21 protein-coding genes are annotated in these 26,683 nt (G+C 38.3%); 12 read left to right on the top strand and 9 right to left on the bottom strand.

What is annotated here, in order from left to right; translation table 11 throughout:
- Positions 1–9: 9 nt before the first annotated feature.
- Positions 10–318: a HigA family addiction module antitoxin gene (locus C4F49_RS11280; protein WP_196935944.1), complete on the top strand. Its 309-nt coding sequence runs from the start codon at positions 10–12 to the stop codon at positions 316–318.
- 2 nt (positions 319–320) lie between these two features.
- Positions 321–1,082 carry a methyltransferase domain-containing protein gene (locus C4F49_RS11275; protein WP_196935943.1) on the top strand — a complete coding sequence of 254 codons (762 nt, stop codon included), beginning with the start codon at positions 321–323 and terminating at the stop codon, positions 1,080–1,082.
- 30 nt (positions 1,083–1,112) lie between these two features.
- Here C4F49_RS11275 and C4F49_RS11270 read toward each other — a convergent pair whose 3' ends face one another.
- Positions 1,113–1,961: an NAD(P)-binding domain-containing protein gene (locus C4F49_RS11270; protein WP_196935942.1), complete on the bottom strand. Its 849-nt coding sequence runs from the start codon at positions 1,959–1,961 to the stop codon at positions 1,113–1,115.
- A gap of 246 nt (positions 1,962–2,207) precedes the next feature.
- On the opposite strand from C4F49_RS11270, the gene C4F49_RS11265 reads away from it, so the two are divergent.
- The gene (locus C4F49_RS11265; protein WP_196935941.1) at positions 2,208–2,969 is read left to right on the top strand and encodes a hypothetical protein; all 762 of its coding nucleotides are present in this window, start codon (positions 2,208–2,210) and stop codon (positions 2,967–2,969) included.
- A 163-nt stretch (positions 2,970–3,132) separates the two neighbouring features.
- Here C4F49_RS11265 and C4F49_RS11260 read toward each other — a convergent pair whose 3' ends face one another.
- Both C4F49_RS11260 and C4F49_RS11255 read right to left on the bottom strand, forming a co-directional pair.
- The gene (locus tag C4F49_RS11260) at positions 3,133–4,383 is read right to left on the bottom strand and encodes a hypothetical protein (protein ID WP_196935940.1); all 1,251 of its coding nucleotides are present in this window, start codon (positions 4,381–4,383) and stop codon (positions 3,133–3,135) included.
- Between the two features lie 19 nt (positions 4,384–4,402).
- Positions 4,403–6,802 (bottom strand): TonB-dependent receptor domain-containing protein, encoded by a 2,400-nt coding sequence (locus tag C4F49_RS11255; RefSeq protein WP_196935939.1) that lies wholly within the window; start codon positions 6,800–6,802, stop codon positions 4,403–4,405.
- A gap of 263 nt (positions 6,803–7,065) precedes the next feature.
- On the opposite strand from C4F49_RS11255, the gene C4F49_RS11250 reads away from it, so the two are divergent.
- The 8 genes from C4F49_RS11250 to C4F49_RS11215 all read left to right on the top strand — a co-directional run bounded on the left by C4F49_RS11250 (position 7,066) and on the right by C4F49_RS11215 (position 14,655).
- A complete protein-coding gene (locus tag C4F49_RS11250; RefSeq protein WP_231388279.1) occupies positions 7,066–8,268 on the top strand; it encodes an alpha/beta hydrolase in 1,203 nt (400 codons plus the stop codon).
- Positions 8,269–8,300: 32 nt separating this feature from the next.
- Positions 8,301–9,362: a YncE family protein gene (locus C4F49_RS11245; protein ID WP_336244719.1), complete on the top strand. Its 1,062-nt coding sequence runs from the start codon at positions 8,301–8,303 to the stop codon at positions 9,360–9,362.
- Between the two features lie 139 nt (positions 9,363–9,501).
- Positions 9,502–10,470, top strand: coding sequence for an ABC transporter permease (locus C4F49_RS11240; protein WP_196935938.1), 969 nt, complete (start codon positions 9,502–9,504; stop codon positions 10,468–10,470).
- On the top strand, positions 10,467–11,417 hold the full coding sequence (locus tag C4F49_RS11235; protein ID WP_231388278.1) for an iron chelate uptake ABC transporter family permease subunit: 951 nt from the start codon (positions 10,467–10,469) through the stop codon (positions 11,415–11,417). The genes C4F49_RS11240 and C4F49_RS11235 overlap by 4 nt, the downstream gene beginning before the upstream one ends.
- Positions 11,414–12,175, top strand: a complete 762-nt coding sequence (locus C4F49_RS11230) for an iron ABC transporter ATP-binding protein (protein WP_196935937.1) — start codon at positions 11,414–11,416, stop codon at positions 12,173–12,175. The genes C4F49_RS11235 and C4F49_RS11230 overlap by 4 nt, the downstream gene beginning before the upstream one ends.
- Positions 12,176–12,208: 33 nt before the next feature.
- Positions 12,209–13,144 (top strand): siderophore ABC transporter substrate-binding protein, encoded by a 936-nt coding sequence (locus C4F49_RS11225; protein WP_196935936.1) that lies wholly within the window; start codon positions 12,209–12,211, stop codon positions 13,142–13,144.
- A 7-nt stretch (positions 13,145–13,151) separates the two neighbouring features.
- Positions 13,152–13,961 carry a siderophore-interacting protein gene (locus C4F49_RS11220; RefSeq protein WP_196935935.1) on the top strand — a complete coding sequence of 270 codons (810 nt, stop codon included), beginning with the start codon at positions 13,152–13,154 and terminating at the stop codon, positions 13,959–13,961.
- Between the two features lie 139 nt (positions 13,962–14,100).
- Complete coding sequence (locus tag C4F49_RS11215; protein WP_196935934.1) at positions 14,101–14,655, top strand: biliverdin-producing heme oxygenase; 555 nt, start codon at positions 14,101–14,103, stop codon at positions 14,653–14,655.
- A gap of 78 nt (positions 14,656–14,733) precedes the next feature.
- Here C4F49_RS11215 and C4F49_RS11210 read toward each other — a convergent pair whose 3' ends face one another.
- The 3 genes from C4F49_RS11210 to C4F49_RS11200 are packed head-to-tail and all read right to left on the bottom strand — an operon-like array spanning position 14,734 to position 20,394.
- Positions 14,734–16,290, bottom strand: a complete 1,557-nt coding sequence (locus tag C4F49_RS11210) for a DUF6850 family outer membrane beta-barrel protein (RefSeq protein ID WP_196935933.1) — start codon at positions 16,288–16,290, stop codon at positions 14,734–14,736.
- Between the two features lie 4 nt (positions 16,291–16,294).
- Positions 16,295–17,659, bottom strand: a complete 1,365-nt coding sequence (locus C4F49_RS11205) for a DUF4876 domain-containing protein (protein WP_196935932.1) — start codon at positions 17,657–17,659, stop codon at positions 16,295–16,297.
- Between the two features lie 11 nt (positions 17,660–17,670).
- Positions 17,671–20,394 (bottom strand): TonB-dependent receptor, encoded by a 2,724-nt coding sequence (locus C4F49_RS11200; protein WP_196935931.1) that lies wholly within the window; start codon positions 20,392–20,394, stop codon positions 17,671–17,673.
- Positions 20,395–20,528: 134 nt separating this feature from the next.
- Here C4F49_RS11200 and C4F49_RS11195 point away from each other — a divergent pair, with 134 nt between their 5' ends.
- Positions 20,529–21,668: a cytochrome-c peroxidase gene (locus C4F49_RS11195; protein WP_196935930.1), complete on the top strand. Its 1,140-nt coding sequence runs from the start codon at positions 20,529–20,531 to the stop codon at positions 21,666–21,668.
- 118 nt (positions 21,669–21,786) lie between these two features.
- Here the strand turns inward: C4F49_RS11195 and C4F49_RS11190 are convergent, their stop codons facing one another.
- The 3 genes from C4F49_RS11190 to C4F49_RS11180 are packed head-to-tail and all read right to left on the bottom strand — an operon-like array spanning position 21,787 to position 26,672.
- Positions 21,787–22,905 (bottom strand): discoidin domain-containing protein, encoded by a 1,119-nt coding sequence (locus tag C4F49_RS11190; RefSeq protein ID WP_196935929.1) that lies wholly within the window; start codon positions 22,903–22,905, stop codon positions 21,787–21,789.
- Positions 22,906–22,908: 3 nt separating this feature from the next.
- Positions 22,909–24,681, bottom strand: a complete 1,773-nt coding sequence (locus C4F49_RS11185) for a LamG-like jellyroll fold domain-containing protein (protein ID WP_196935928.1) — start codon at positions 24,679–24,681, stop codon at positions 22,909–22,911.
- Between the two features lie 14 nt (positions 24,682–24,695).
- Positions 24,696–26,672, bottom strand: coding sequence for a M60 family metallopeptidase (locus C4F49_RS11180; RefSeq protein WP_196935927.1), 1,977 nt, complete (start codon positions 26,670–26,672; stop codon positions 24,696–24,698).
- Positions 26,673–26,683 lie beyond the last annotated feature (11 nt).

Below are 26,683 nucleotides of genomic sequence, written 5' to 3'. Positions count from 1 at the left end.
TAGTAAGACATGAAAAAACTAAGAAATATATCTCCAGGAGAAGTATTGCAAGAAGAGTTTCTTAAGCCCCTCAACATATCTCAAGCAAAAATTTCAAAAGAACTGGGAATTACTCCGACTCGAATTTCAGAAATCATCAATGGAAATAGAAGAATTTCTGCTGATACAGCAGTAAGACTTAGTGCATTCTTTGGAAATTCGCCCAAGTTTTGGCTCGGCCTCCAAAATGATTATGAAATCGAAAACGAATTGATAAAGAATTCCTTTGATTTAAAGCAAATTAATAGATTAAAAATTGGAGATTTTATTAAATTTTAGATATGGCATGGAATCCAGATGTGTACAATCAGTTTAAAAACGAACGTTATCAACCTTTTTATGACCTAATCAGTCATATAGAAAAAAGACAGCACATGCATGTTCTCGATTTGGGCTGTGGAACCGGAGAATTAACAAATCACCTGGCCGAACAGCTCGATGAAGCAACGGTAGTTGGAGTTGACAATTCAGCAGAAATGCTCTCAAAAGCTCCTAAAAAAGACACAATTGTTTTCGAAGAAAAAAGCATTGAAACAGTGCTAGACGAAGAAAGGAAATGGGATGTGATTGTAGCGAATGCCTCTTTGCAATGGATTGATGATCATGAGGCTTTAATTCCAAAGATTATTTCGAGGCTAAAGCCAAATGGCCAAATTGCGATCCAGATGCCTTTGCAGAGCGAGAACCTGCTAAACCAATTGCTTTTTAATTTGGCCAATCAAGAGCCTTATCAATCTTCTTTGCAAGGTTATAATCGCGTCTCTCCTGTCTTGTCTATGGATGCATATGCTAAAATTTTATTCGAACATCAAGCTGTAGCGATGACGATCTATCAAAAAATGTATCCAATCATTGCGAAGCAACAGGATGAATTGTTCAATTTTATTTCGGGCTCAGCCCTAATTCCTTACTTGGAGAAATTGAATGTAGAAACAGCCCTTAAATTTACTGCTGATTTCAAAAAATCAATCGATCAAGAATTCCCTGAAATGCCAGCGATTTATGCTTTTAAACGTATTATTTTGCACGCAAAATTTAACTAAGCCTAGTTGCATCAATTTGTTACTAAAAATCTATTTCAGCCTTTTGATCAGTGAGACTAATGTTGCATCGGCGGATTCAATTTTTCTAAACAATCTATTGTCAACGATGCGATTAAATATGCGTTCGGTTGCAGAAGCAATGCTGTGTTCAATGTTTTCAGAGCTTAACATCGAGTTATAATATTGCAACTCTTGACATTTACCCTTCATATCGCGTTGGTAATTTATCGCTGATTTCTCCAAGTCCGAAAATGCGCCGGGCATAGTCGATTTAAATTCTGAAAACAACCTTTCCGTAATTCCATAGTAGTTTGACACGAAGGCGGTCTCGAACAAAGAGGCCATCAGACTTTTCGTAAAACCTGAATAACATAGCTCAAATGCGGTCGCCAATAAAGGCTCTGTTCCTAAGTAAACAAATTTGAACGCGTCATGAATGGTTTTTTTGAAAACATGCCTGTGTTCACCGCAAAAATAAATACAGACATCATCGCTCAGATTTTCCGCATTTCTCAATAGACTTGCGTTCGTAAAAAACACATTTGATTTTTCAAAAAGCGCAATTAATTTTCGAGCTTGTTCAACAGACCTACAACTCATATCGACAAATTGCGCGGGTCTTTTCGTTTTCAACGAGGCTTCTAGATACTGCATTACTACATCAAAAATCACATCCGAAGAGACCATAGAAATGACCAAATCAGCCTTTTTAGCAATCTGATTGATATCCATCGGCAATACGCCAAATCCTTCAAAAGAACTCGCAGACTGACCAGCGATCAGATTCGGATCTGTAACGACTTGGTATTTATTCTTGATTAATATTCTTGCCAAATTTTCCCCAATGGCATCGGTATAAAAAATCGCAATTGTGTTCATAGCGCAGGTATTAATGTTATAAAATGCTTTTCTACGGTAATCTCAAGGTATTCAAGATAGATAAATTTACTTTTTAGTATATTATTCTAAATTAAGTTAAAAATAGAAAAATTTTATGGAATTTATTCCGGTATTTTAATTTTAAGTCCCACTTTTTTAAGACATTCATCTGACACGAAAAATTGTTTAGAATGATTATAAATAGTAAGTTTGAGAAAACAGAATATTTATCAAAAAAAATAAATCATGATTAAAAACACTGCTTTAGTAGCACTTGCACTTTCTTTATCTTTTGGTGCTGTGGCCAGCAACTTTGACTACCGTTCGAAAGAAAATGAACCTACAAAAACTACCCTTCAAGAAGCTAATTCTGTAGGCTCTTTTACAGCTGAAGGAAAATCAATCGACACTAAATTTGTACGCGTATTGTTTGCTGCAGAAGGTTCTGAAAAAGAAGGCGAAAGCAATTCTATCGAACAATTAAAATTCAAAAGCATTGACCCACAAGGAAATGCAGTAGAAGTCTATCGTTTTCAAATCTTGACTAAAAATACGGGATACGATGAAGTTCAAACCTCCCAAGAAGAAGATTATAAATTAAAGTCAGTAAAAGAAGGTGCGAAATTACATATCGAAGTGCCTATCGTGAATGGCAAGCCTCAATTAGACAAAGCTTATGTAGGTAATTTAGCTTATAATTTTGGGACACGCGAAACAAGGAATAATTTGACTGGCGAAACGGCTTCCGATATCGTATTAAAAATAAACAAATTAGAGCTTCCTGCATTTACCTCGTCCAATAAACCTGGGGATAAAGGGTTGATTTATAACCAAGGCGCTATTGATTTGACATTGACATCAAAAGCTAAACATATTGATTCAGATGCCGTAAGCGATTTTAATGTGAAAATAAAAGGACCAATTTCAGTAACGCATATCCGAGGAAAAGAACGTTCGGATAACGCCGTAAATATTGACGCAGGCGTCGTTGCTAAAAACAAAAAGTAAATCGTATAGTTTAATAATATCAGTTTTGTTTTAATACGAAAGTAGGCTTTTCTAAAGCCTGCTTTTTTTTGGTTAACGAAATCTGAATTTGCTAGCATCAAAAAAGGCCTGTTCGAATGTTCATCAAACAGGCCTTTTAAAATTTATGCTTTTAAGAATTCGACTAATTGATTTCCACTTTATGCAATCCCGAAACTGAGCCACCAGCTGTCACATTGAATAAAGAAGTTGCAGAAGTACCATTCAATTCATAATAGCCATTGATTGTTCCATTCGCAACATTTACGCGCAACAATGTTTTTCCGTCAACTTCAATCGCACAGAACGCTGCGCCAGGATTGGTTACGGAAGGAATTCCTGAGATTTTAGTTCGATTTTTCGAAGCAATGTCGATGCTATAAAAATCCCATACATCTGAAAAATTAATATTGCCAGTAGCTCCGCCTGTCAAAACTTGATTTGGAATTACCGTGATGATTTTTCCATCTTTTGCAAAAACAGAAACAAATTTTCCACCTGCAAATATATCATCCATGTTTAAGCTCCAAGTATTATCGATAACCGTTTCATTTGCTTTGATGCGTGAAATCTTCGATTTTCCGCCTAAAGCGCTTCGACCTTGAGTAACAATGTACAAATCGCCATTTGTATCGAAATCATACATGTTGTTGTCATTGATGTAGGCAATTGAACCGGTATCTTCTATTTTGATTGTTTTTTCATAGTTTCCTGTTGCGATGTCAATCACAGCAATGTACACATCTGGAAAATAATCGTCCCAAAATCCCTTTTGTGCCCCATCTGTTTTCGCATAGGTAATGTTCGCATATAATTTTCCGCCTTTAACCGCCAAGAATTTTTGTCCGACAGAACGGAATAAAATTTCCGCAACACCTACACCCCGCTCATTTACCGCAGCGGTCAAATCGATGTCGCTAGTACGTGCCATTGTAGTTGGGTTGAAAAGCTGAATTTTCAATGGTGCTGAACCATCCCAGTAATATCCTTTCGTGGCATCAACAATTGTAAAATTACCTGAACCGTTCGTGGCATTATCCAAAGAGGCAATAAATCGGCCATCCACAACTTTACCATTGCTAATCGCTAATTCTTGGATACCCAACGCATTTGTTTGTGTGCTGAACATTTTTAACAATTGATTTTGATACGGTCTCCAACCACCAAATCCCATTCCCTGCAAACTATTCGACCCATTATTAACCACATTTCCTGTTGGCAATTCATCAAATGCGGTAGCAAAACCAGGTTTTGTCAGCACATTATCGCTCATGGTAATAAGCACATATTTACTTTCTTTTGGAACTTCAGGGTTTGGGTTATCTGAATTATCACAGCTAGCGAATAACATTGCAGCAGATAATGCCAAACAACTAAATTTTAATATAGACTTCATATGGTATTATTTTTAAATTTTAGATACTGTAACTTAATTTTAAATGAAAACTCCGTCCGGCACGCTGGATTCGATAATAATCGAATAAATCTTTGTTCATTAGATTTTTGACCTCGGCGCCGATGGTAATTTTTTTGGAAGGAAAGCGATAGGTCGAACCTACGCTTAGCAAATGCTGATCTGGAATTAGCAAATCGGAGGTAATGTTTGCGCTTCCCGATAAACCTAGAAAACCTCCTGCTTCCAAATCTTTTGGAATAGTTTCTAAGTAAAATTCACGAAGGAAATTGTAGTTTAGAAAAACGAGCAAGCGGTCATTCTTCGAAATTAAATCCGAATAATCGGCTTGCAATCCTGCATTTGCGAAGAAATAAGGCGTGTTTCTAAGACGAGCATCATTCTGCCAAGCATTCTGTGCGTTCGTTATTCCAAACAAGCGCAAATCTTGCCACGTTGCGTTGGCATTGGCTTTGTAGTTCGTCCAAAACCGATATGAAAAATCCAATTCAAAACCATATCCTTTCACATTTTCTAGGTTTTGATATTGCGCATTTGGAGCCTGGATCGGAACCAGCAAAATCATGTCTTTGGTGTTTCTGTAAAATGTATTTGCTTCAGCCGAAAAATTAGGTTTGTCATATCGATAACCCAAATTAACATTCAAGCTTTGCTCTGGTGTCAATTCAAAATTAGGGACTACAAATACATTATTTCCAAACAATTCATCGCGCTCAGGCAAACGATAAGCCCATTCGACCGAAGCTCGAACCAAACTCGATGGATTTAACTGATATTTTATTGCATCAGCGATTCCCCAATAATTTCCAGATTGCTTTCTTCGATCAGCTTCCGAAACGTCGGACGAATTGTAAGTATTGTGGATTCCTTCCGCTTGATACACATAGAATTTTCCGATCAATTCGTTTTGAAGTTTTCCGTCGAGAAAGTAATCAGTCAATGATAAACCAAAAACCTGTTTCTGATAAGTGGATGCTAAGGAGAGTACATCGATATCCGTTCCTGCTAATTTCGCACCGTAAGGATCCTCTCCTTTCCGATTCGCATTTGTCAATACATAATTGAATTCTAAGCGGTGGTTTTCGTTAAATCGATACGCAAGATTTGTTCGGACAGTTGTTTGAGCTTCTTGGATATCGGACAACGATGCCAACCTACTTTCACCTGGCTCTGCCTTTGGCGTAAAATTACCATACCAATCGTAGCGACCACGCAACGTGTCAATCCGCTGGGTATTCAAGACATTATACGAAGCAAATTGGTCAATCGTCAATCGGCCATCCAAAAATGATTTTTTGTAGCGCAGCGTCGGTGCGATGGTATGTTGCTTCGATTCAATAGCTCCATACGCATCGGTCATCAAAGCTGGATGCTGTTGCTCGCGTCTTAACTGAAATAATGCAACTCCTAAGCGAAGTTCATCAGCCCAAGAACGATTGATTACACCGGCATAAAATTCACCATAGTAATTCGTGAAGGCATTGTGAAACAAAGGAAGGTTTTTGATTTCAGGATTTCTGGTTTCAGGATTTGGGACGGAAACGTCAGCTTTGTAATCATTATCAGAATGATTGAAGAAAACATCAGCCCCAGCAAACCATCGTTCATTTTTAGGAACGTACGTTCCGTTCAAGGATAAGCGATGGGTATTGAAGGATGCAATTTCATAGGATGCATGCAGGGTACTTTGTTGGATAGGCCTACCGACTAAATTTACAGCTCCGCCTAATGCATCAGCGCCCAAAGACACAGGCAACACGCCTTTATACACTTCGACTCGATCCAAGATTTCCAAAGGCAAGGACCCAATATTGAAACCATCACCCAAATAATCTAAAGGAATGCCATCGCGGAAATATTTGATTGAACGCCCCTGAAAACCATTCATTGAAAGTTCGGGACGGCTTCCCAATCCCCCGCTTTGACGGATACGGATACCCGTACTTTGATTCATCAGTTCGGTCAAGGAAGTTGCTTGCGCAGCGACTGCCCGAGTATCGATCACGACCGCTCGAACACGCTGTTCTTTTGCTTGCTGCACTTGGGATTTCCCTACAACGGTAACTTCTGATATCTTGCTTGTCTCTTTAAGCAAGGTAATGGTTAATTCTAAACGCTGCCCGGAATTAAGGCTTATGTTTTCTTGTACCTTTTCATAGCCTAGTGCACGAACAGTCAATTCGTATTTACCAGAAATTACATTCGCAAATGAGAAAGACCCATTCTCGCCGCTTGTGGATGCTTGATTTTCATTTAACGTGATGGTCGCTCCAACAATTGGATTCTGTTCCTCATCTAAGACAAAACCGCGAATGTTTGAATTGCTTTGCGAATACCCGAAGGAATAACTGATGGCGGTAATTATGCAAATAAATAAAAGTCTCTGGAAACAAAATTTCATTAAATGAAAATTAAAATTTTCGCTAATTTAGACTAATTTCAAATAATTTACAAATCGGAGTATGCCTGAAATCTATGCATGAATGTTATTGTTACTCGAAAATACTTAGTGAAATCATCATTTAAACAATCAGGAAAACGATTTTAAGCAATTTAAAGCTTTGTAGCCCGCAAGGAAATGACATTTATATTATTAAGAATAGTTCTAAATAATTTTAGGGTTAGGTGGATTTTGTCTAATTTAGCGACCAAAGATTATAAAAGTTGAAACAGAACAGAAACCTTTTTTACAAAAGCTCCCTATTAATTTTAGTTTTTTTCACGAACAATATCAGTTCGTTCGCACAAAATCTTTTTACTGTTACGATAAACATTCGCAACAATGCGAACACGAATCATACAGGCGAACAATTTTACATTACTGGAAATTTCAACAATTGGTTGCCAAAACAAATTTTGGTTGGCGAATTTCCGGCGGTCAACGAATCTAAACAAGTCGTTATAGAAAATGTAAAAGCAGGCTTATTCGAATTTAAATTTACGAGAGGCGATTGGAAAACACTTGCTTCGACCACGAAGGGAAATTTAGAAGGCCCTTTGAAAACCATTATTTCTCAAGATACGACATTGAATGCAACCGTAGATGGCTGGCGAGATGATTTTCCAGCATCGACGTTGAGCCCGCAGGTGCATGTTTTAGATAGTGCGTTTTACTTGCCAGAATTGGATGTAAACCGCCGTGTCTGGATTTATTTGCCAAAAGATTATGCAAATTCTAAGAAACGTTATCCGGTACTTTATATGCATGATGGGCAAGATCTTTTTGATGAGGCAACTTCTAAAGGTCGCATTGGCCCTTTGGAATGGTCTGTTGATGAAACAATCGATGCGTCATCTCATGACGCCATTGTTGTCGCAATAGCTCATGCGGAAGATATTAAACAACGTCAAGACGAATATTTTATCAAGCCTAATATTAATTTTCCGAACCCAAAGGGTGAACAGTATTTGGCATCGATAGTCAATACGCTAAAGCCTTATGTTGACAAAAATTACAGAACGCTTCCTGATAAAAAACATACGGCAATGGCAGGAAGTTCGGTAGGCGGGTTATTGACTTTTTATGCTGGACTTTTATACCCTGAAACATTTGCGAACTTAGGCATTTTATCTCCATCCATTTGGTTGGATGAAGGAAATATTGCGAATACGATACACAACGTTCAGGATAAAAAATCGATCAAAAAGCAGGCTTATTATTTCTATGGAGGAGGAAATGAAAGCCGCATCAAACCTGACAGTTCGGTTGTAAAAATGCATTCTGATATCCGATTGATTACGTCGGAACTAGAAAAAAATATTCATCCCACAATCGAAATCTCGATAAATCCAGAAGGAAGACATGGCGCCTGGTATTGGCAAAAAGCATTTCCTGAATTTTTCGAGTGGTGGCAAAAAAGAATTTAAGCTTAAAAAAATCAAACAATATCATTCACTAAATTTTTTCAATTATCAAACACGCACATACAAACAGAAGAAATGCTGGGATACTAGCAGCTTCAATCGCTTTCGCAGTAGCAGGCCTAAATAACCAAGCGCATGCGCAACAAGTAGAAAAATCTTCAAGAGCCGGTTCGGGAATTTACGAAGCTGTTGTCAATTCAAATGATGGCCATATTTACGTAACAGGTGCAGGAACTCGTTCGACACCTGGTGGAGCCATTTACAAAATCAATCCCGAAACCTTGGCTATCGTTGACAGCATCGTATTGAAAGACAATCCACCATTTGGAATCGGCATCAACAATAAAACAAACATCGCATACACCACCAATACTAGAACAAATTCGGTAAGCGCGGTCGATCTTAAAAACGGAAAATTACTTGCTACGTTCAGCAATGGTTCTGAAAAATCACACGTTCGTGAGGTTTTGGTCGATGAGGCTAAAAATCTGATCTATGTCAGTAATGTCGGCGACCCAAGTGATATTTGGGTAATTGATGGAAAAACAAATACGGTATTACATACCATTGAAAACACTGGAAAAACTACAACTGGATTGGCATTTAATGACAAAAAAGACAAATTATTTGTGACTAACATGGGCACAAATGAAGTTGCAGTCATTGATTTGGCATCGAAAAAAGTAGAAAAAAGCTTTTCTTCTGGTGGAGAATCTCCTGTAAATATTGTTGCTGAAGGAGAAAGGTTATTTGTCACAAATCAAAAATCAGGAACTGTTACGGTATTAAATTCAAAAACAGGCGAAGTATTGAAAAGCATTCCGACAGGCGAAGGTGCAATTGGAATTGCTTACGATAAAAAAACGAACAAAATCTATTCGGCAAATCGCTCGACAGGAACAACGACAGTTATCGATGGGAAAACGTACGCCGTATTGGCCGACCTAGCTACAGGTTCACACCCGAACCATGTCAAAGTTGACCCGAAGACCGGAGTTGCGTATGTAATCAACAAAACAAAAGGTGGAAGACCAGTAGAAGGACAGCCAGCACCTGGACCAGATACAAATGGTGACACCATCTCAAAAATTAAATAATACAGGGCTTATGATTTGATGGATTGAGATAATTTATCTATTTTAATCCAATTCGAGTACAGTTTTTTAACAAAAGAATAAGCGGAATAACCAAAAGGCATTTGTATAGAATGCCTTTTGTTGCAGAAAAATAATTAGTTTGAAAGAGAATCGCAAACAGCAAATCACCTACATAATTCTTGTTAGCAGCATTTTATTACTTAGCCTGATATCTTTATTCACGGGCGTTAAGGAGATTGCTTTTTCGGATATTCTTGACATGAGCGATGACCAGCTGTTGGTGTTTTCGATTAGTCGATTTCCTAGAACCGCTGCCTTAATCTTAACCGGAGCCGGGCTCAGTATCGCGGGATTTATTATGCAGCAACTCACGCAAAATAAATTTGTTTCACCGACAACAGCAGGTTCGCTGGAAGCCGCCAAACTAGGAATTCTATTTAGCTTGTTGCTTATTCCTACGGCTTCGACAACCAATAAAATGTTCTTTGCTTTGTTGTTCACTTTTGCTGCGAGCTTGTTATTTATGTTGATGGTTCGGCGAATTCGATTCCGAAGCACGGTTTTCGTACCCTTGATCGGCATCATGTTCGGTGGGATTCTTAACTCCATTGCCACTTTTTTTGCTTATAAAAATAATTTTCTTCAAAATATCCAAGGTTGGTTAATGGGCGATTTTTCATCTGTTCTGCAAGGACAGTATGAAACCATTTACTTTATTTTGCCGGTAGTGATTATCTCCTACCTGTATGCCGATCAATTTACGATTGCGGGCATGGGCGAAAGTTTTGCGAAAAACCTCGGACTTTCCTATTTAGCCATCGTAAATCTCGGCTTGTTTGCAGTTTCATTAACTGTCAGCGTAACGATCGTGACCGTTGGTGCGATTCCATTTTTAGGATTAATCGTTCCGAACATTGTTAGCTTAACATTTGGTGATAATCTAAGGAAAACATTACCCTATACCGCATTGATCGGCGCTATCTTTTTATTGATATGCGATATTTTGGGACGGATTTTAATCTTTCCTTTTGAAATTCCAATCGGTTTGATGGTAGGAATTATCGGAGGAATACTTTTCTTTTTACTGATTTTAAAACGCAATAAATGATGCTAAGAAGAAATCTAATTATCCTTATCATTTCCTTATTGGCAATCATCATCGTCTTTATGCTGTATGATACTGGAAAAAATCTGGATTATGTAATCCCGAGACGCTTGCTTCGATTGGCAACTTTATTGGTTGTCGGCATTAGCGTAGCCTATTCATCTCTACTTTTTCAGACGATCACCAACAACAAAATATTGACTCCAGCCATCATGGGTTATGAGTCTATTTTTATCTTATTCCAAACCATCATTGTCTTTATCTACGGCGACAAAACCTTCGAAGTGATCAACCATACAGACAATTTCGTGTATGCTGTTTTGCTGATGATGGGCTTTTCACTGATCATGTATTTCCTGATTTTTTCCAAAGGGAACAAGAATATTTATTATTTGCTCTTGATGGGCTTGGTCTTAGGAACTTTGTTCCAGACCTTGGCACAATTCGTTCAGATTATTATTGATCCCAATGAGTTTTCAATGATTGAGAGTTACATGTTTGTTTCTTTTAATAAGATGAATGAAAGCCTTTTGCTGATGGGTTCTATCATTTTGATCGCAACATTAGCGATCTGTCAGCCTTATTTAAAATATTTAGATGTAATTGCTTTGGGCAGAGAGCATGCGATTAATCTAGGTTTGGATTATTCGAAATTGATCAAAATCTATATGATCATTATTTCCCTGCTGGTTTCGGTTTCAACAGCTTTGGTTGGTCCGGTGACATTTCTAGGAATTTTGGTTACAAACCTTACCTACGAATTATTTCCAAATACAAAACATAAGCAAATGGTTTGGATCTGCAGTTTGATCGCCTGTCTGGCACTTTTGATCGGCCAGTTTTTAGTGGAACATGTGTTTAACTTTTCCACGACCGTAAGTATTGTCATTAACTTTGTGGGCGGTTTGTATTTTCTTTTTATATTATTGAGGTCGCGTAAAACAATATGATTAAGTTTCAGGATATATCGAAAAAATATGGCGAGAAAGAAGTTTTGAAACAGATTTCATCGTCCATTCCGAAAGGGAAAATCACCTCGTTGATTGGCCCAAACGGAGCTGGCAAAAGCACTTTACTGTCCATTATTTCCCGTTTGCTTAAGCAAGATGAAGGAAACGTGACCTTGATGGATAGAGACATCAGCAGCATCAAGAACAATGAAATTGCGAAGCAACTATCGATTCTAAAACAATCCAATAATTTAGATTTGAAGCTTACAGTGAAAGATCTCGTGTCGTTCGGACGTTTCCCTTATTCCAAAGGAAGGCTAACTGAAGCCGATTGGGAACAGGTCAACCGCGCATTGGATTTTTCGGAATTGAAAGAGTTAGAAAATGACTATTTGGATGAATTGAGCGGCGGACAAAGGCAACGTGCTTTTCTGTCGATGATTATCGCACAAGATACGGAGTATGTGCTGTTGGACGAACCGCTTAACAATCTGGACATGAAACATTCGGTCAAGGTTATGAAAACCTTGCGAAGATTAGTCGACGAATTGGGCAAGACCGTTATTATCGTTATCCATGAAATTAATTTTGCTGCGCAATATTCTGACCATATTTTAGCCATGAAAGACGGCAAAATAAAGTATAACGAAGCCACCAATGATGTCATTGAATGCGAAAAACTAAAAGATATTTTTGGGATCGAATTTGATATTATCGAAAAAGAAAACAAGAAAATCTGTAATTATTTTAATCTATAAAACATTTAAGGAACAGTATAAAATTTATAAAACATGAACAAAATCTTACAATCCGCTTTGTTGCTTTTCGCAATAATTGGCCTGTCGAGCTGTAATTCAAGTCAACAAGAAGGATCCGACAGCACAGACACGGTAGTTGTAGAACATAAATTGGGCAAAACAACCGTCAACAGCCATCCAAAAAACATTGTTGTTTTTGACATGGGTGCTTTAGAAACTTTGGATGAATTAGGTGTTCCCGTTGTTGGAATTCCTAAAGACCATGTGCCCGATCATCTATCGAAATACAAAACAAACACAGAGGTAGCAGATGCAGGATCTTTATTGGAACCTAACTTTGAAAAAATCAATGCTATGCAGCCTGATTTAATTTTAATTTCTGAGCGGCAAGTAAAAAACTATGAGGAATTAAGTAAAATCGCACCTACAATCTACGTCGGTGTAGATCCTAAAGACTACATGAATTCATTTGAGAAAAATGTCTTGCTCATTGGACAACTGGTCAACAAAGAAGCGGAAGCTAAAGAAAAGGTCGATGCTACAAAAGCAAAATTAGCAGATGCTCAAGCGAAATTAGCAGGAAACGATAAGAAAGCATTGGTGATCATGCACAACAATGGCCGTTTCAGTGCCAATGGAAAAGGGTCACGATTTGGATTTATCTTTACAGAAATGGGTTTGAAGCCAGCGCAAGATGATTTGGAAGTCGCTACGCATGGACAAAAGATTTCGAATGAATTTATCGCAGAAATCAATCCTGATTATTTATTTGTTGTCGATCGCAATGCGGTAGTATCTGGCCAGCCCGTCAACAAATCGGAGATTGAAAACAAATTGATTCAGCAGACGAATGCTTACAAAAACGGAAAAATCATTTATCTAGATCCTCAAATCTGGTATTTATCTGGTGGAGGATTAACATCGACCAATAGAATGATTGATGATATCTTAGCAGCCGCTTCAAATTAACTAGAGCATGGAAAAAGTACAGATTGCAAAACATATTTTTCAGGTCGTTGACAAAAAACTGATTACGCCACATTACATCCGAGTAACTTTGCAAGGTGAAGGCGCAAAAGATTTTGCACTTTGCAGCTTAGGAGCTAACAATAAAATCATGGTTCCCCCAGCAGGTCACAAAACGGTTAGCTTATCGACAATCGATCCGCAAACCGGCGAAGTTGTGTTGCCGGCCGAGCATGAGCGCCCAAGCATACGCACATACACGCATCGTGCGATTGATGTAGAAAAGCGTCAAATCGTAATTGATTTTGTAAATCATGGCGACAATGGCCCTGCATCCGGCTGGGCATTGCATGCGGTTCCCGGAGATGAGCTTGGCGTAGCAATGAAAATCCGAAGATCGGAATTGGTTCCCGATGTAGATTGGTATTTGCTCGTCGGCGATGCGACCGCTTTACCTGTTTTGTCGGTTATATTAGAAGGTTTGCCAGCAACGGCAAAAGGGCATTGTCTGGTTGAAGTCGCTTCGGAAGAAGACATTCTTGAAGAACTTAAACATCCAGGATTTACGGTTCAGTGGATTTTCAATCCGCATCCCGAATCGGGCTCAACACTTTCGGCTAAAGTTCAAGAGATTGTCCTACCCGACGCATCGCGCTTCGCATATGTCGCCTGCGAATTTTCATCAGTCAAGCAAATCCGGCATTATTTCCGCCAGGGATTGCAATGGACAGCCAAAGAAATCTATGCATTTTCCTATTGGAAAGCTGGAGCAGCTGAAGATCGTTCTGCCGAAGAACGCCGTGATGAAAAGAATGCCTAAATGAATTTTAATAGAAAATAAGAGGGTGGATTTAGTAAATTAAAACGAATTTGCTAAATCTATTTTCAATCTATCAAAATACTACGCTAAAATTCGATACATTCGTAAAGAAATACGCAAGAAATAATCAACGCATAAAATGTTAAACGAAGAAATAAAAACTGCTACGAAATCCGCACATCAACAATTAGAGGTTGTCGTGATTCGGGAATTAAAAAGCATTCGTTCTGATGAAGATTATGCGCAATTTTTAAAGAAATTTCACATTTATTTTCAAGCCATCGAACAACTGATAGCACCTTTTTTGACTCCCGAAGTTTTGCCTGATTATGCGCATCGAAGAAATTCGAAGGATCTAGCTGTGGATATTCATTCGCTTGGATCTGAACTGGGTAAGTCCGAACAGCCATTGACACCAAAAATCGAAAACACATTGGATGCATTAAGCGCTTTGTATGTATTGGAAGGCTCAATTATGGGCGGCCCAATTATTGTTCAGATGCTTCAGAAAAATGGTATTTCGAAAGGATTCAGCTTTTTCTCAGGTTATGGTGCAGAAACTGGAACTCGATGGAATGCATTTATTGAAGTACTTAATCGGTACGGAGCGGACCCCGCTACGAATTCCCAAGCTATCGCAATTGCGAATGAGACATTTGAAAAATTCGGGCTAGTTTTCAAGCAAGAAAACTAAAAGACTATACGTTTATTTTACAATAAAAATTCCCTAAAACCACATGAGTTTTAGGGAATTTTATTTACAAGAGAAAGCCTAATTCGCCTTCAGATACATTCTCAAACCGATGTTGCCGATCAGACGATGACCATTAGGAATAAAGGTTGGATTCAAGTCAGTTCTCAATTCCAGATCGTTGGCTTTTCGATAATCGATCGATGCATAAATTCCTAAATTATTATTTCCGAACAACGTATTCTTATACTCTCCCCCTACCTTTAATCCCCAAAAACTCGTTTTGGCAAAATAATAATCAGTAAAGATGACATTTTGCAAAAATGGGGTACTTGATAATGGATTGAAAGACAAGGAGGTGTTGTTTGGAAAACTGTAATATGGATTCAACGTAAACTGATACGATTGTGAAAATTTACCCTGAAAATACTGCGTGTGAAAAACAGAAACCAACGTGTTGCTGACATCTAATAAAACGCCTTGTGAAATATCAGCTCGAGAATCTTTGCAATAAGCCAATGAAATTCCTAATTCTTTTGCGTACGATTTGTTCTTATCCCATAAATAATAGTAAGATCCATTCAGGTTGAGCGTATTCACTTTATAGTTAACAATATTCAGGCTTCCTGTGGTTTTAAGATTTCCATCAATCCCTTCATTATGCACTGCAGAGAACAAAACTGATTGCTGCCTTCCATTCCTCCCATCGCGGTGGGCATCTACACTAAATGAAGTCGTATATAAGTCAAAAACTCCGATTGGAGTGGTGTGCCGAGAAGACGATCTCGGATTGTTAAAATTTGCATTGTGGTAATATTCATACGCCCCATTAGCGAAAACCGACCAAGAATCAATATTTCCAGCATATTGCATCCCAAACCCTCTGTACATATCGTATTTATAGACGTTGCTAGAATCTTTGATCACCGAATTGCCATACCCATAATTCATGTAGTGAATCCGATCAGGATACAATAAACTCACTTTGTATTCAGCATTTTTATATTGTAAACTTACTTGCTCATCAGCATTTCCCAAGATCCCATACAGACCGAGGTGATGCTTCTTAAAATTCGTAGAAATTCCCGGCTTTAGTTTCAGAATAAATCGGTTTGAACTAAGCCTTGGGTCAACTGTTCCAGCACTCATATGCTTATGGTAATCCATATTGATGAACGGAATAAGATTGTCAAAAATTCGATAAGAAAGCGAGGTGCTTATGCTATAATTCTGACGGTTATAATCTCCTGCCTTGTTCGCATAGGGATAAAATGTCGAAAGATTTTCTAAATCATTCTTCTGACCATTAGCGAGACTGTCTTCAAAAGAATTATTGAATTTAAATATAGCGCCCAGTCTAAATTTTCCCAATTCATTAAACCCTTTCGCTGTAAACGTTGGAGACCTCTTATCGTAGGCTTGTTGGGCTTTCCTTAACCCACCGGTTTCGAACAGGTAATCCAATTCTAGAACTCCATATGCCGTCGATTTATTTAGCTCAGCAAACGTCGGCGATAAAATCTTTTTATCAATCTGTATACGATCTTGAGTAAAAATATAGACAGAATCTTTTCTGTACTGGCTTTTGGCTAAGACAGAAAAGAATACAAATAAGATTAAAAATAACCGAAATTTCATTTAATTAATTGTCAAGGAACGAATCATCACCTTTATATGGATTGGCTTTGCTCAATTCTCCAAAATCATTTGTCGAGTTATTGGTGTCCTTCAAAATACGGCGTCCAGCGACAACTTTTAAAGTTTTGCGAACTACCGAAGCGCTTGAATATTGTCCGCCGGAAACAGAAATTGCTCCTGAATCAAAACGTTGAGGTAATCTGCGCGGCGTACGGTCAGTAGGCACGGCATCTTGAACTTCGACAGCGTCAATAATGTATTTGGTTGAAAGCTGAGGATAAAGTGTTGTAGAACTCGTTATCGTTCTAGTAGTAGGAATCGCATAGGAAGTAAGGCTCTCTAAATTTACGGATTGATCCACTTTCATTAACACGTATGAGTCTTTTCCTTGAGGTCCTAAAACCATGTCGCGCATGGAAGTCGCAAAATACGTTTCCATGTTCGGAACACCAGGATTATCTACGTCAGAAGCAAGAGGATTTCCACCTTGTGTTTTTTGCAAATATGGGCTTAACCAACTTTCGAAGTCCGCTTTACTCAAATCCACAGTTAATTCCGGTTTCTGTGCACCAATTGTGTTTCCTGAATTATCTGTATACGATCCGGCATGATTAACAGCCGTTTGTGCAATGACAATGCTTTTTCCTGGCTCTACCGGATATTTTTTTCCAGTACCGTCACTTGGAACCATAAATATCGCTTTTGCATAAACATAATCTTCATTGGCATTTCCTGTTGTGGCCATGCCAATTGACTGGCTCCAGTCGAATTGATTGTTTGGCAATGAGAATGCGTCTGTATTTCTATTTATTTTTCCATAGGCAATCACAAATAATAAACTATCTGCATAAAGCGTTTCTGAAGAATTATTGTAAATCTCAACAAATTGATCGCGCATTAAAGCACCGTCTCTTGTATGCGAACCCACGTAATAGATTTGCTTAAAGACAAAACCACCAACAATTTCACTTGTAATCAGTTCGATATTTATATTTTCGTCAGAAAACAAGGATTTATCAGTTAATGAGTAATTTAAAAAGAAATCACCTTCCCTGTATAATCCAGTCAGTTCCGTATATTCCTCTGCAGTTATTTCTAAGCTGACATTAATACTGTAAACCCCAGGAGCAAGATCTTTCAAGACAATCTTTCCGCTTGCATCGGCATTCAGTTCATAAACACCGCTGTTGGCCTTATTTACTAATTTAATTTGTGCTTTTTCATAAGGTACGTCAAACCAAACATCCGTCGCATCGACCGATAATTGAACATTCACATTTAAAGGTCTGACCTCTTCGTACTCTTTTTTACATCCTGCTAAAAACACAATTGCTAAAACCGCAAGTGCTATTTTAATTTGATATTTCATGATATATAGTATTATAGTTTAATTGTAATTCCTCCTGTTATACTCAATGGACTATTGTAAGAAGTAATTGTTTCTACACCATTTTCAGGATTGACATAGGACGATTCTGGATGTAGATTCCACGTATTGTATGCAGTTATTGCTATTCTAATTTTTTTACTTATTTCTTTTGCAACAGACATTGAAAAATTTGCATAAATGATTCGCTGTGTAGTTTCCGTTAATTGCACATCTCTCGGCGGAATATTATTGACATCACCTTCAGCAAATAAAACTTGATTCATCTGATTGTCGAGGTATCCAATAGCAGGCTGAAATTTCTCCGAGTACTGCGATTCTCTATGGTTCATCCAAAAAACATCTGTATTGGTCATAACAACAAAACCCAATTTTGGAATGTGCGTGGTTGTATTCAACTTGCTGGTAAGCACATGAATTTTATCATTCGCAAACGGCTCGTACAATGCATATGAAATGTATTTGCCTCCAATCTGAATTGGAGTGGTCAAATTAGTCATAGTCAAAACCCGATTATTCTGTCTGGATAAAATATAGGATGTACTAGATGACACAGTTGTATTAATTTGTTTTATTTCCTTGAAATTAATGCTCCAATCAACCCCGTAAGTATAAGAGCTGATGGAATTATCCATTTTGTTGTAAGAATAATTGTAATACGTCGTATCTCGTCCAGTTGGACTGTAGATTATACCGCCAGTTGTTGGATCAGTTTGGTAGGTATAGGTGGGCAAAGTGAAAGGTTTATATACAGCAAGCGTATTGAAACCATTTCGATTGTCTTTAAAATACCCATTGATGCGTGAGCTAAATAGATCATTCTTATAATTCACCGTAAATTCGGCCTGTGATGATTTGCTCGGCTTTAAATTTTCGTTAGCAGTCTCGATGCGCTCGGTATACACCAAATAAAGCGACGCATTTGAATTTGCAGCAAAGATTAGGGGGACATCAATCCAAGATGGCGGCGGATAGCGATGTGCCAATGTCGGTGATTTTGAAGAGATTCCATATGCCACAGCGATGTTCCAATTCTTGCTTAAGATGACCTGTGTATTTAATCTGGGCTGAGTCGATAGCGAACCGTTTTGCGAATCAAATCGAATTCCAAAATTAGAATTGAAGGCTTTGCCAAAAAGTTTATAATTAAAATTATCCATGAAATAAACTCCAGAATTTACCATTGCGGGTATGAGTTCGTAGGAATAAGGACGTAAATTTTGATCACCTAAATTAACAAATCTTGGCCTTTCGGGATCTAACACAATACCTTTTCCACCGTTATTGGAGTAATTACTATTTACTCCATAAGACAAATTATGGTTTGTTTTCCCAAGGTGAAATCTGCTTGTTAATCTTAAATTTCCGCTCATTGAAACGGGGTTACCGACCAATTCCTCGTAGGCCATGTAGGTTCCATTGATCACTGTTCCTTCGTAAATTCCAGTTGTATCTTTAGCTGTGTAGGGTTTCATGGCTTGATTCAACAAATACTGTGAATAGGTCTCCTGATTTCCTTCGGAATAAGATAGTGTTAGATTGATATCATCAAGAAATTTTGAATTGACTCTAAACGACGAATTGTTGGAAAATCGCATTCTAGATTCCCGAGAATAATACTTTCGCTGGCTACCGTCGTCTGGATCAAGTTTTGAATTATCAACGCGTTTACTGTAATCAATACTCAGCTTATTTCTGAAATTTTTAAATTGTACGGTATTCCACCGAACTGAAGCTCCGTATCGGTTGTATTGTTGCACCTTATCTCTTGGATTAGAATTAGAATTGGCAAAATTCAGATCGGTGGTCAAGCCTCCCCAATTTTTTGGAAGATTAAATCCTTTGTTCAACGAGTAGTTACTCGAACCACCATTGATATTGGTTGTAAATTGCATTGGCGACTTCCCTGCTTTTCGCTCGATTAATATCGCTCCATCCGTCAACTCGCCATACTCTGCTGAAGCAACACCTTGAATAACTTCAATTTTCTCTATCGACTCTACAGGAATTTCTCTTAAATCTATCCCTCTAAATGCCACGTCAGCTGTGAAAGCAGGATTTGGAGCTGGTAATGCCGAGCCACTCATTCCCCGTTGCCCTATTGGTCGAGATTGCATATTGGCATCGTTGGAAATTGCAACGCCATCGATGATAATTGGAATTCCTAAGGAATTATTAAACGTATTCGAGTTTTCAGTCAAAGTATTTCTTAATGTCAATGTCTGTGGGGCATTGATATTTGGAGGAGTCATTTGTTTACCAGGCAGGGTGTTCAATACATCCATTAAGCTAAAAGCTTGAACGCGTTCAATCGCTTCTTCATCAAATTCGATGGAAGAAATGGAATTTTTATTCGATGTATTTCTGGGATTAACTTGAATTTCATCGAGCGTTAGACTATTTTCTAGCAATGTGACACTAACCGCTGTTGTATAATTTTGCTTTTTTATGTTTATAGTTGCGGTTTTCAAACCCACATAGGTGAACCGCAAGTTTACTTGATCATACGACTTTGGAATCTGTAAACTAAAATTACCTTTAACGTCGGATGAAATTGACGTAAAAGTTTCTTCACAATAAATATTTGCTAGTGATATAGGCAATCCCTTTTCGTCAATGACTGTACCTTTGATTGTAATGCTGTTGGATTGTTGAGCTAAAAGCTGTTCACAGCCGAATAAGATAAGAAATGTTAAAACAATTCTATAAAAAATCATTTCAGTTTTGGGGTTGATTTAATTTATACTAATTCTAAATAGTTCGCAAAAGTAAGGAATAACTTGAAGAAAAAGCTAATTATTTTTACTAATTCTAAATAATACTCTAGTTTTGTAACCTTGTGTTAATAAATATGAAAAAGGGATACGTGTTATTTTCGGTTTTGTTGATTGTTCTTTTGGCTTCGTTCACAGAAAATTCGAAGCTTTCGGGAACCGCAATGTTAGATTCCATTGTTTCATTGTATAGACAACCTTTGGCACAGTGGCCTAAGCCAGCGATCGATTCGGGTGTAAACTGGGAAGAATTCAGTTCGCTTCCCGTTGCAGATAGCAATTATTTCGCCTTAATGGAGCGCCCGGATGTGGTTCTTGGGAAATACTTGTTTTTCGACCCAATTTTATCTGGCTCCAATCAGATTTCATGCAGCAGTTGCCACAATCCTCAAACTTCTTGGGCTGATAAATTAACTGTTCCAATTGGGCATGATCATTTAGAAGGAACAAGAAATACACCTTCTTTATTAAATGTGTATGCACGAAAAACATTATTCTGGGATGGACGAGTAAACTCATTAGAAGAACAGGCACTGGCTCCGATCGAGGCACACCATGAAATGAATATGGATCTTACTAAATTGATCCCCAAACTAAAAGCGATTCCTGCTTACAATAAATTATTTTTGGAAGCTTTCGGTGATGAATATTATTCGATGCCCGAAGTTTTACGTGCATTAGCCGCGTTCCAAAGGACATTGACAAGTCGCCGAAGCCGATTCGATGAGTTCCTCGATGGTAATTTCAAGGTGTTAACAGATCAGGAAATCAATGGATTGCATTTATTTAGGAATAAAGCTCGCTGTATGAATTGCCATAGTGGACAGTTTTTTACAGATGATTCTTTTCATAACATTGGTTTAACTTATTACAAAAAGAAATATCAAGACCTTGGCCGTTACGAAGTCACGCATAATATTGATGACGTAGGGCGATTCCGGACCGCATCCTTAAGAGATGTGATGAACACGGATCCATGGATGCACAATGGTTTATTTTGGAACATGACAGGTTTACTGAATTTATACAATAGCGGAATGCAGATGAATACGGCAACGGCAGAACAAAAGGCAAAAGACCCCATGTATCCGATAACTGACCCATTAATGAAGCCGCTCGGATTAACAAAACAAGAAATCCAAGATATAGAAGCGTTTATGCACGCCATTACGGCTACAAAATACCGCATGCGCAGACCAGAGAGTTTGCCGAGGTAGCACAAAAAATAGCACTTTTAATTTCAAAGATGGCTAATTTAAATCAATTAGCCCTCTTTGAGATTTTTTATTTAAGAAGCCTACTTTTTCAATTTTAAGCTAGCCTTTTCTTAATAAACTAATCTACTTCCAATTGTATTGCAGTAAAATTAATTTCTGCCAGCGAAACGAAAGCTAGGTTATTAATGCTTGTTTTGAACAAAAGACGCACATATCTCGTCTCTACAGAATTTGTTAGTTCGTACGGAATAACTGCTTTTGCGGTAGTGGAAGTATTGACGAAAGATTCTACAGTCGTAAAATTCGTTCCGTCTGCGCTCGTTTGAAAATCGAAATCTCTAGGAGCACCGGTTCCATTATTGTGGCGAAGCTGTAACTCAAATTTGGTAATTCTTTTTACATTATTTAATGTAATCGTAGCTGAATGTGGCCAAGGAAGAATAGTTCCTCCCCATGGCGAATGCCAGAATGTCTCAGGGTTTCCGTCAATCAAGGCGGCCGCTCCTCCTCCATCTCCTTCGTGATTTGAGCTTACTGCTCCTGTCCAACCCGCCTTTGTTGCAGCAGTATTTAGCTCAGAACTCAACAATGAATATGTAAACGATTTCGACAACACATTTCCAAACTCATCTTTCAACTCAACGGAGACTCGGCTTCCATGAAGTCCGCTAAAAGAAAAAACATCGCTCTCAGAAATCGACTCTATAGTCTCATTTTTTGCACCATTTGCGTCAGTATAAGAAAATGTCAAACTCAAGTTCTTCGCTCCACTATTTTGCCATTTGATATCTACATTAAATCCATTGCTTGATGCGGTAAGAAATCGGATTACATCTGCGCTGTATAATCCTTTGTTCGTAGCCTTTTTACTAACTGATGCTGTCTCTGTTCCATCCTTGGCTATACCGACTAATTTGAACTCAAACTCGCCCAGACTTTCAGTGATCAGCTCATAATTTTTGCTGAAATCAGACACTAAAATTTCCTTAGCTACGGCCCCATCTTCATACGTAATTTTCACCTTATCCATTTTATCGCTAAACTTTGGCCACTGAAAAATAAAGATTTGATTATAATCTCCCACGACTTTAACATCAGTAGGCTTAACGAAAACATCGATCGGCTCTTTAGAACCATTATCATCAACTTTTTCAGGAAAAACTAAAGTATCTTTTCCGCATGAAATACATAACAAGAAGAGAATACTAGCAAGAAGAGTTAATTTAATATTGTTCATAATCTATTTAATAAATTCTAATTCGAAACTATTTAAAAACAAGGATCCTGCTAACTTCCAATCATCGCTAGTTTCCATCCCTAACCAATAAAAAACTTGAGGCAATAGATCTATATTTTGAAGGAATACTTCCGATGCAGCCAATGTACAAGGCTTGTAATTTGAAACAACACTATAAGTGGGCTTGCCAGAAACATTTAAATCTGGGGCAGAGGTATTTGCTACATTCTTCCAAACATTTCCATCAACAAAAGTTTCATAATAAGCCACTAAATTCCCAGACAGCGGATTAGCTGCTTCTACTGTTTTCTTGCATGCAATTTCTTCGACTTGCTTAGCAGTAAGCGCCTTATTCCAAACCCTTACATCCGCCAAATCGGCATTTAAAAAAGCCATTCTTGTATCTGAGGAATTAAATCCAACTGTCAAAGGAGCTTTGTTTTTAAATGCTGAAATTGGCATATTTAAATCAGCAGATTTGCTCAGCATGCCATTAACGTATACGGCAATATTGGTTCTTGTTCCGGCCTCTTTAAAAACAAATGTATAATGATTCCAGTTGCCATCAGTCCCTCTCGCGAACTGAATATTTTCGGTTTTTGCTCCATCCTGCAACCTAAGTTGCAATTCCATGTCCAAACCAAATAAATGCCATCCCGCATCAGTGCCATGTGAATTGTCTTTTCCTAACAAATAATTATAATAATTTCGATAACCACCGGTAAAGGATAATCCTGCCCAAAAATTATCCTCTCTCAGCTTCATTTTAAATTCAAAAGTTAATTCGCCAGTTTGTGCAGGATTAAACACATCGCTCACATCCCCTTCTGGACTTTGCGCCCGCACGCCCATTTCCGAAAAAGTACGCGCATTCCCACCATCATAATGAGCATACGTTCCTGGAAAATATCCATTTGCGTACATAGAAGTCATCGATTCAGCTGTCAGTTCCGTCGGTTTGAAGTTCTTATTATAGTACAAACTAAATGTATTCATTTCGTCGCTGGATATTCCGCCGAACTTTCCATTTTCATCTCCTCCGTGCGCTGAACAAACTATAATCAACCAATTCTCATCATTATAGTTATCGCGGGATTCAAGGGCTGTTTTAATTTCTCCAATATATCCGTCAACGATGTCTACTGCATTTTTGTATTTCGAATTGGTAAGCACAAACCCTCCGTCTATACCTGCAGCTTGAACATCAGAAAATTGTATGACTAGAAAATCAGGATTATTCTTATCTAAATAATTTACTGTTTCAGTTTTGATTTCTGCATCAGATTTCGCAATGGTTGAGTAATCGGCTTCGCCTAACATGATGTTGGTAAACGTTTCATTGCGCATAATCGCGGCTGTATTTTTTTTATTATCTCTTTCCTCTATCCGATACATTACCGATGGGCTGTATTGATTCTCTCCATGTGGATTCGAAGCGTTAACATCCGGTAAATAGGATTCAGAAAGCACTTTGTGTTGCGTTGAAGTATACCCTGTAAACAAGGTGACCAAACTTGCCGGATCGTTGGTATTCGCATCTGCCTGAGCAGCGTATGAATATTTAGCATTCTCCATCAGCTTCCCAATATTGGTAGGTTTATAGGCTTTGATTTGGCTTCCGACTAAACCATCCACTGTGATAATCAAAACTTTATTTTTTATTCCACCCTCCTGTGCCTGCTCGTACTCTTCAAAATAAGGTTCAGGACTATAATATTTTGTGCAACCAACGGTGATCAATCCTACCGTCAATATGCCTAAAAAAATCTTTTTCATACTTAGCTACTTGATTAATTATCGTAAAATAAACCCAACTCGCCTAACGCCACAAATTCATTTCCAGCCCGATTGTTTTCTGGGAATTCTACGCGAACGTATCTTGCTTCACGAAGGCGGTCAAATTCAATTTCTATCCGTTGTGCTCTTGTATTGGGCAGGTCGTCCTGATCTTCTAAAAGTGTCCAAACGGTCTTGTCATTACTGATCGAAATTTTCATTCGCTTGTTGGTCATTGCATGATTTCTATTGGCGTAATACAAACCTTTGAATGCTTCGATTCCTTTTAAATCGATGTCAATAATCACTGGTAAAACAGTAGGCGCATTCCCACAATTAGAATAACAAGCATGCCAGTACGTAGAAAGATTTCCATCGTTTAAAGCGGCTATTCCATTCCCATCACCACTTTGCGTAGCAACATTAATGCTGTAGGCAAAAAGAGAACTATTTAAATCATATTTAGTCCCAATCGCTCCATCACCCCCCGTTTTAGTTAGCGGGTTATAAGTCCAAACCGACTGGTCCATAGCCTCATATTTCGTTCGCATTTCTCTGCGGGCAATATTGCTTACCGGAATTCCCCAGGCACTGAAAAACCGTGCATAATCTTTGCCCGTAAAATCACACAATGAACGGTAAAAGAAATCTATTTTGGCTTGATCCAATGCTAACGAAATATTCGAGTTGCGTGACTGGGTGTATACATAAGTCATGAAATCCCATCCTGGTTCTCCATTCTTCCCTTTAATTTTATTAAAAATCTGTAAGAATGGCGTCAATCTAAAAAACGGCCGAACTCCTTCATCTAATTCCGATAACGAGTTGAAATTTTTCGCAGAATTAGAGGAAGCGTAAGCGATTGCTTGTGTAAAGGCTCCTTCTAATGCTGGATGCGATGCAATATTCGGGTTGTTATACCGGTCTGCAGTTTTGAATACGAATAGATTATTGGTTGTCTCACCCAGGGCGCTCCAACTCCAAGCTGAAGATTGTTGGTAATTATGGCCAATTTCGTGGAAAGTTCCCCAAGCACCTTCACCTTGTCCAAATGTCCCCATTAAATAATCATAATTGGTGAACATAAAAAACCAATGCTGATCCTGCTGAGCGACCCATGGAAAACCACTATGCGCATATCCAACACTTGGCTGAATATCTAGAATACCACGTTCTGGCAAATCGGGATAGGCATTCTTTACATCCGAGTTTCCTTCGGATAATCCCATCCAACCATAATAATCCTCTTCATAAATATCGTTCCAAACATCTAAAATTTCAGCAACTTTAAGCTGGTTTTTATATCGAATAACTAGATTGCGCGGTATTGTAAAAATCGTACGCTTTGTACGAACTTCGAGCCAAGGAACTTCGCTAGCTTCCACATCTGCTAACCAATCTGCTTGATTAGTCACGCCATGTATAAAGTCGGGACTTCTAACTGCTCCTGAAACTTTAATAGGCACGTCTCCAGAGTTAGATAAAGAAGCCGCTATCCACAATAGACCTCCAAAAGGATTGCGGATAAAATTCTCGCCGGGCATTAATTCTTTCACCGTATAAATAACAGGTTGGCGACGTAAGGGATCTTTACCTGATAAATCATCTGTATGAACACCGATTTGAGCTCTAAGCCCAATAATTCCTGCAGGAACTACAATGCGAATATTCTCACCAGCTGGAGCATACAGCCCCGTACTGAACAGAGGTGCGGGAGTCACATTGACTTTTAAATCATAGGATCTGATCCACCTAAAATTAAGGGGAAGACTAATAGTTGTATCTGCAATACGCCGTACATTCGAACCCACTAAACCTGGATAGATCCGTGCTTTATCAAGCATCGAAATATCGACATACGACATGGAAGTATCTCTCCCAGTACCGGTGGTATCTTCAGTTTGATAGCCGTGATCAAACTCATACCCATATTTTCCACAAGAGGTCAATATTGCCAGTAGTGATAGTATATATAACAAATTCCTTTTCATCACGAGTATAA

The sequence above is a fragment of the Sphingobacterium hungaricum genome, from assembly GCF_015210005.1.
GTDB lineage: Bacteria > Bacteroidota > Bacteroidia > Sphingobacteriales > Sphingobacteriaceae > Sphingobacterium > Sphingobacterium hungaricum.
This window is presented reverse-complemented; position numbering and strand designations above follow the sequence as displayed.

What these genes read in the sequence shown, in the direction of transcription:
- C4F49_RS11260 (WP_196935940.1), bottom strand. Translation starts at nt 4,383, where the DNA reads ATGAAGTCTATATTAAAATTTAGTTGTTTGGCATTATCTGCTGCAATG.
- C4F49_RS11255 (WP_196935939.1), bottom strand. Translation starts at nt 6,802, where the DNA reads ATGAAATTTTGTTTCCAGAGACTTTTATTTATTTGCATAATTACCGCC.
- C4F49_RS11230 (WP_196935937.1), top strand. Translation starts at nt 11,414, where the DNA reads ATGATTAAGTTTCAGGATATATCGAAAAAATATGGCGAGAAAGAAGTT.
- C4F49_RS11225 (WP_196935936.1), top strand. Translation starts at nt 12,209, where the DNA reads ATGAACAAAATCTTACAATCCGCTTTGTTGCTTTTCGCAATAATTGGC.
- C4F49_RS11215 (WP_196935934.1), top strand. Translation starts at nt 14,101, where the DNA reads ATGTTAAACGAAGAAATAAAAACTGCTACGAAATCCGCACATCAACAA.
- C4F49_RS11205 (WP_196935932.1), bottom strand. Translation starts at nt 17,659, where the DNA reads ATGAAATATCAAATTAAAATAGCACTTGCGGTTTTAGCAATTGTGTTT.
- C4F49_RS11220 (WP_196935935.1), top strand. Translation starts at nt 13,152, where the DNA reads ATGGAAAAAGTACAGATTGCAAAACATATTTTTCAGGTCGTTGACAAA.
- C4F49_RS11235 (WP_231388278.1), top strand. Translation starts at nt 10,467, where the DNA reads ATGATGCTAAGAAGAAATCTAATTATCCTTATCATTTCCTTATTGGCA.
- C4F49_RS11195 (WP_196935930.1), top strand. Translation starts at nt 20,529, where the DNA reads ATGAAAAAGGGATACGTGTTATTTTCGGTTTTGTTGATTGTTCTTTTG.
- C4F49_RS11200 (WP_196935931.1), bottom strand. Translation starts at nt 20,394, where the DNA reads ATGATTTTTTATAGAATTGTTTTAACATTTCTTATCTTATTCGGCTGT.
- C4F49_RS11180 (WP_196935927.1), bottom strand. Translation starts at nt 26,672, where the DNA reads ATGAAAAGGAATTTGTTATATATACTATCACTACTGGCAATATTGACC.
- C4F49_RS11275 (WP_196935943.1), top strand. Translation starts at nt 321, where the DNA reads ATGGCATGGAATCCAGATGTGTACAATCAGTTTAAAAACGAACGTTAT.
- C4F49_RS11185 (WP_196935928.1), bottom strand. Translation starts at nt 24,681, where the DNA reads ATGAAAAAGATTTTTTTAGGCATATTGACGGTAGGATTGATCACCGTT.
- C4F49_RS11210 (WP_196935933.1), bottom strand. Translation starts at nt 16,290, where the DNA reads ATGAAATTTCGGTTATTTTTAATCTTATTTGTATTCTTTTCTGTCTTA.
- C4F49_RS11190 (WP_196935929.1), bottom strand. Translation starts at nt 22,905, where the DNA reads ATGAACAATATTAAATTAACTCTTCTTGCTAGTATTCTCTTCTTGTTA.
- C4F49_RS11270 (WP_196935942.1), bottom strand. Translation starts at nt 1,961, where the DNA reads ATGAACACAATTGCGATTTTTTATACCGATGCCATTGGGGAAAATTTG.
- C4F49_RS11280 (WP_196935944.1), top strand. Translation starts at nt 10, where the DNA reads ATGAAAAAACTAAGAAATATATCTCCAGGAGAAGTATTGCAAGAAGAG.
- C4F49_RS11265 (WP_196935941.1), top strand. Translation starts at nt 2,208, where the DNA reads ATGATTAAAAACACTGCTTTAGTAGCACTTGCACTTTCTTTATCTTTT.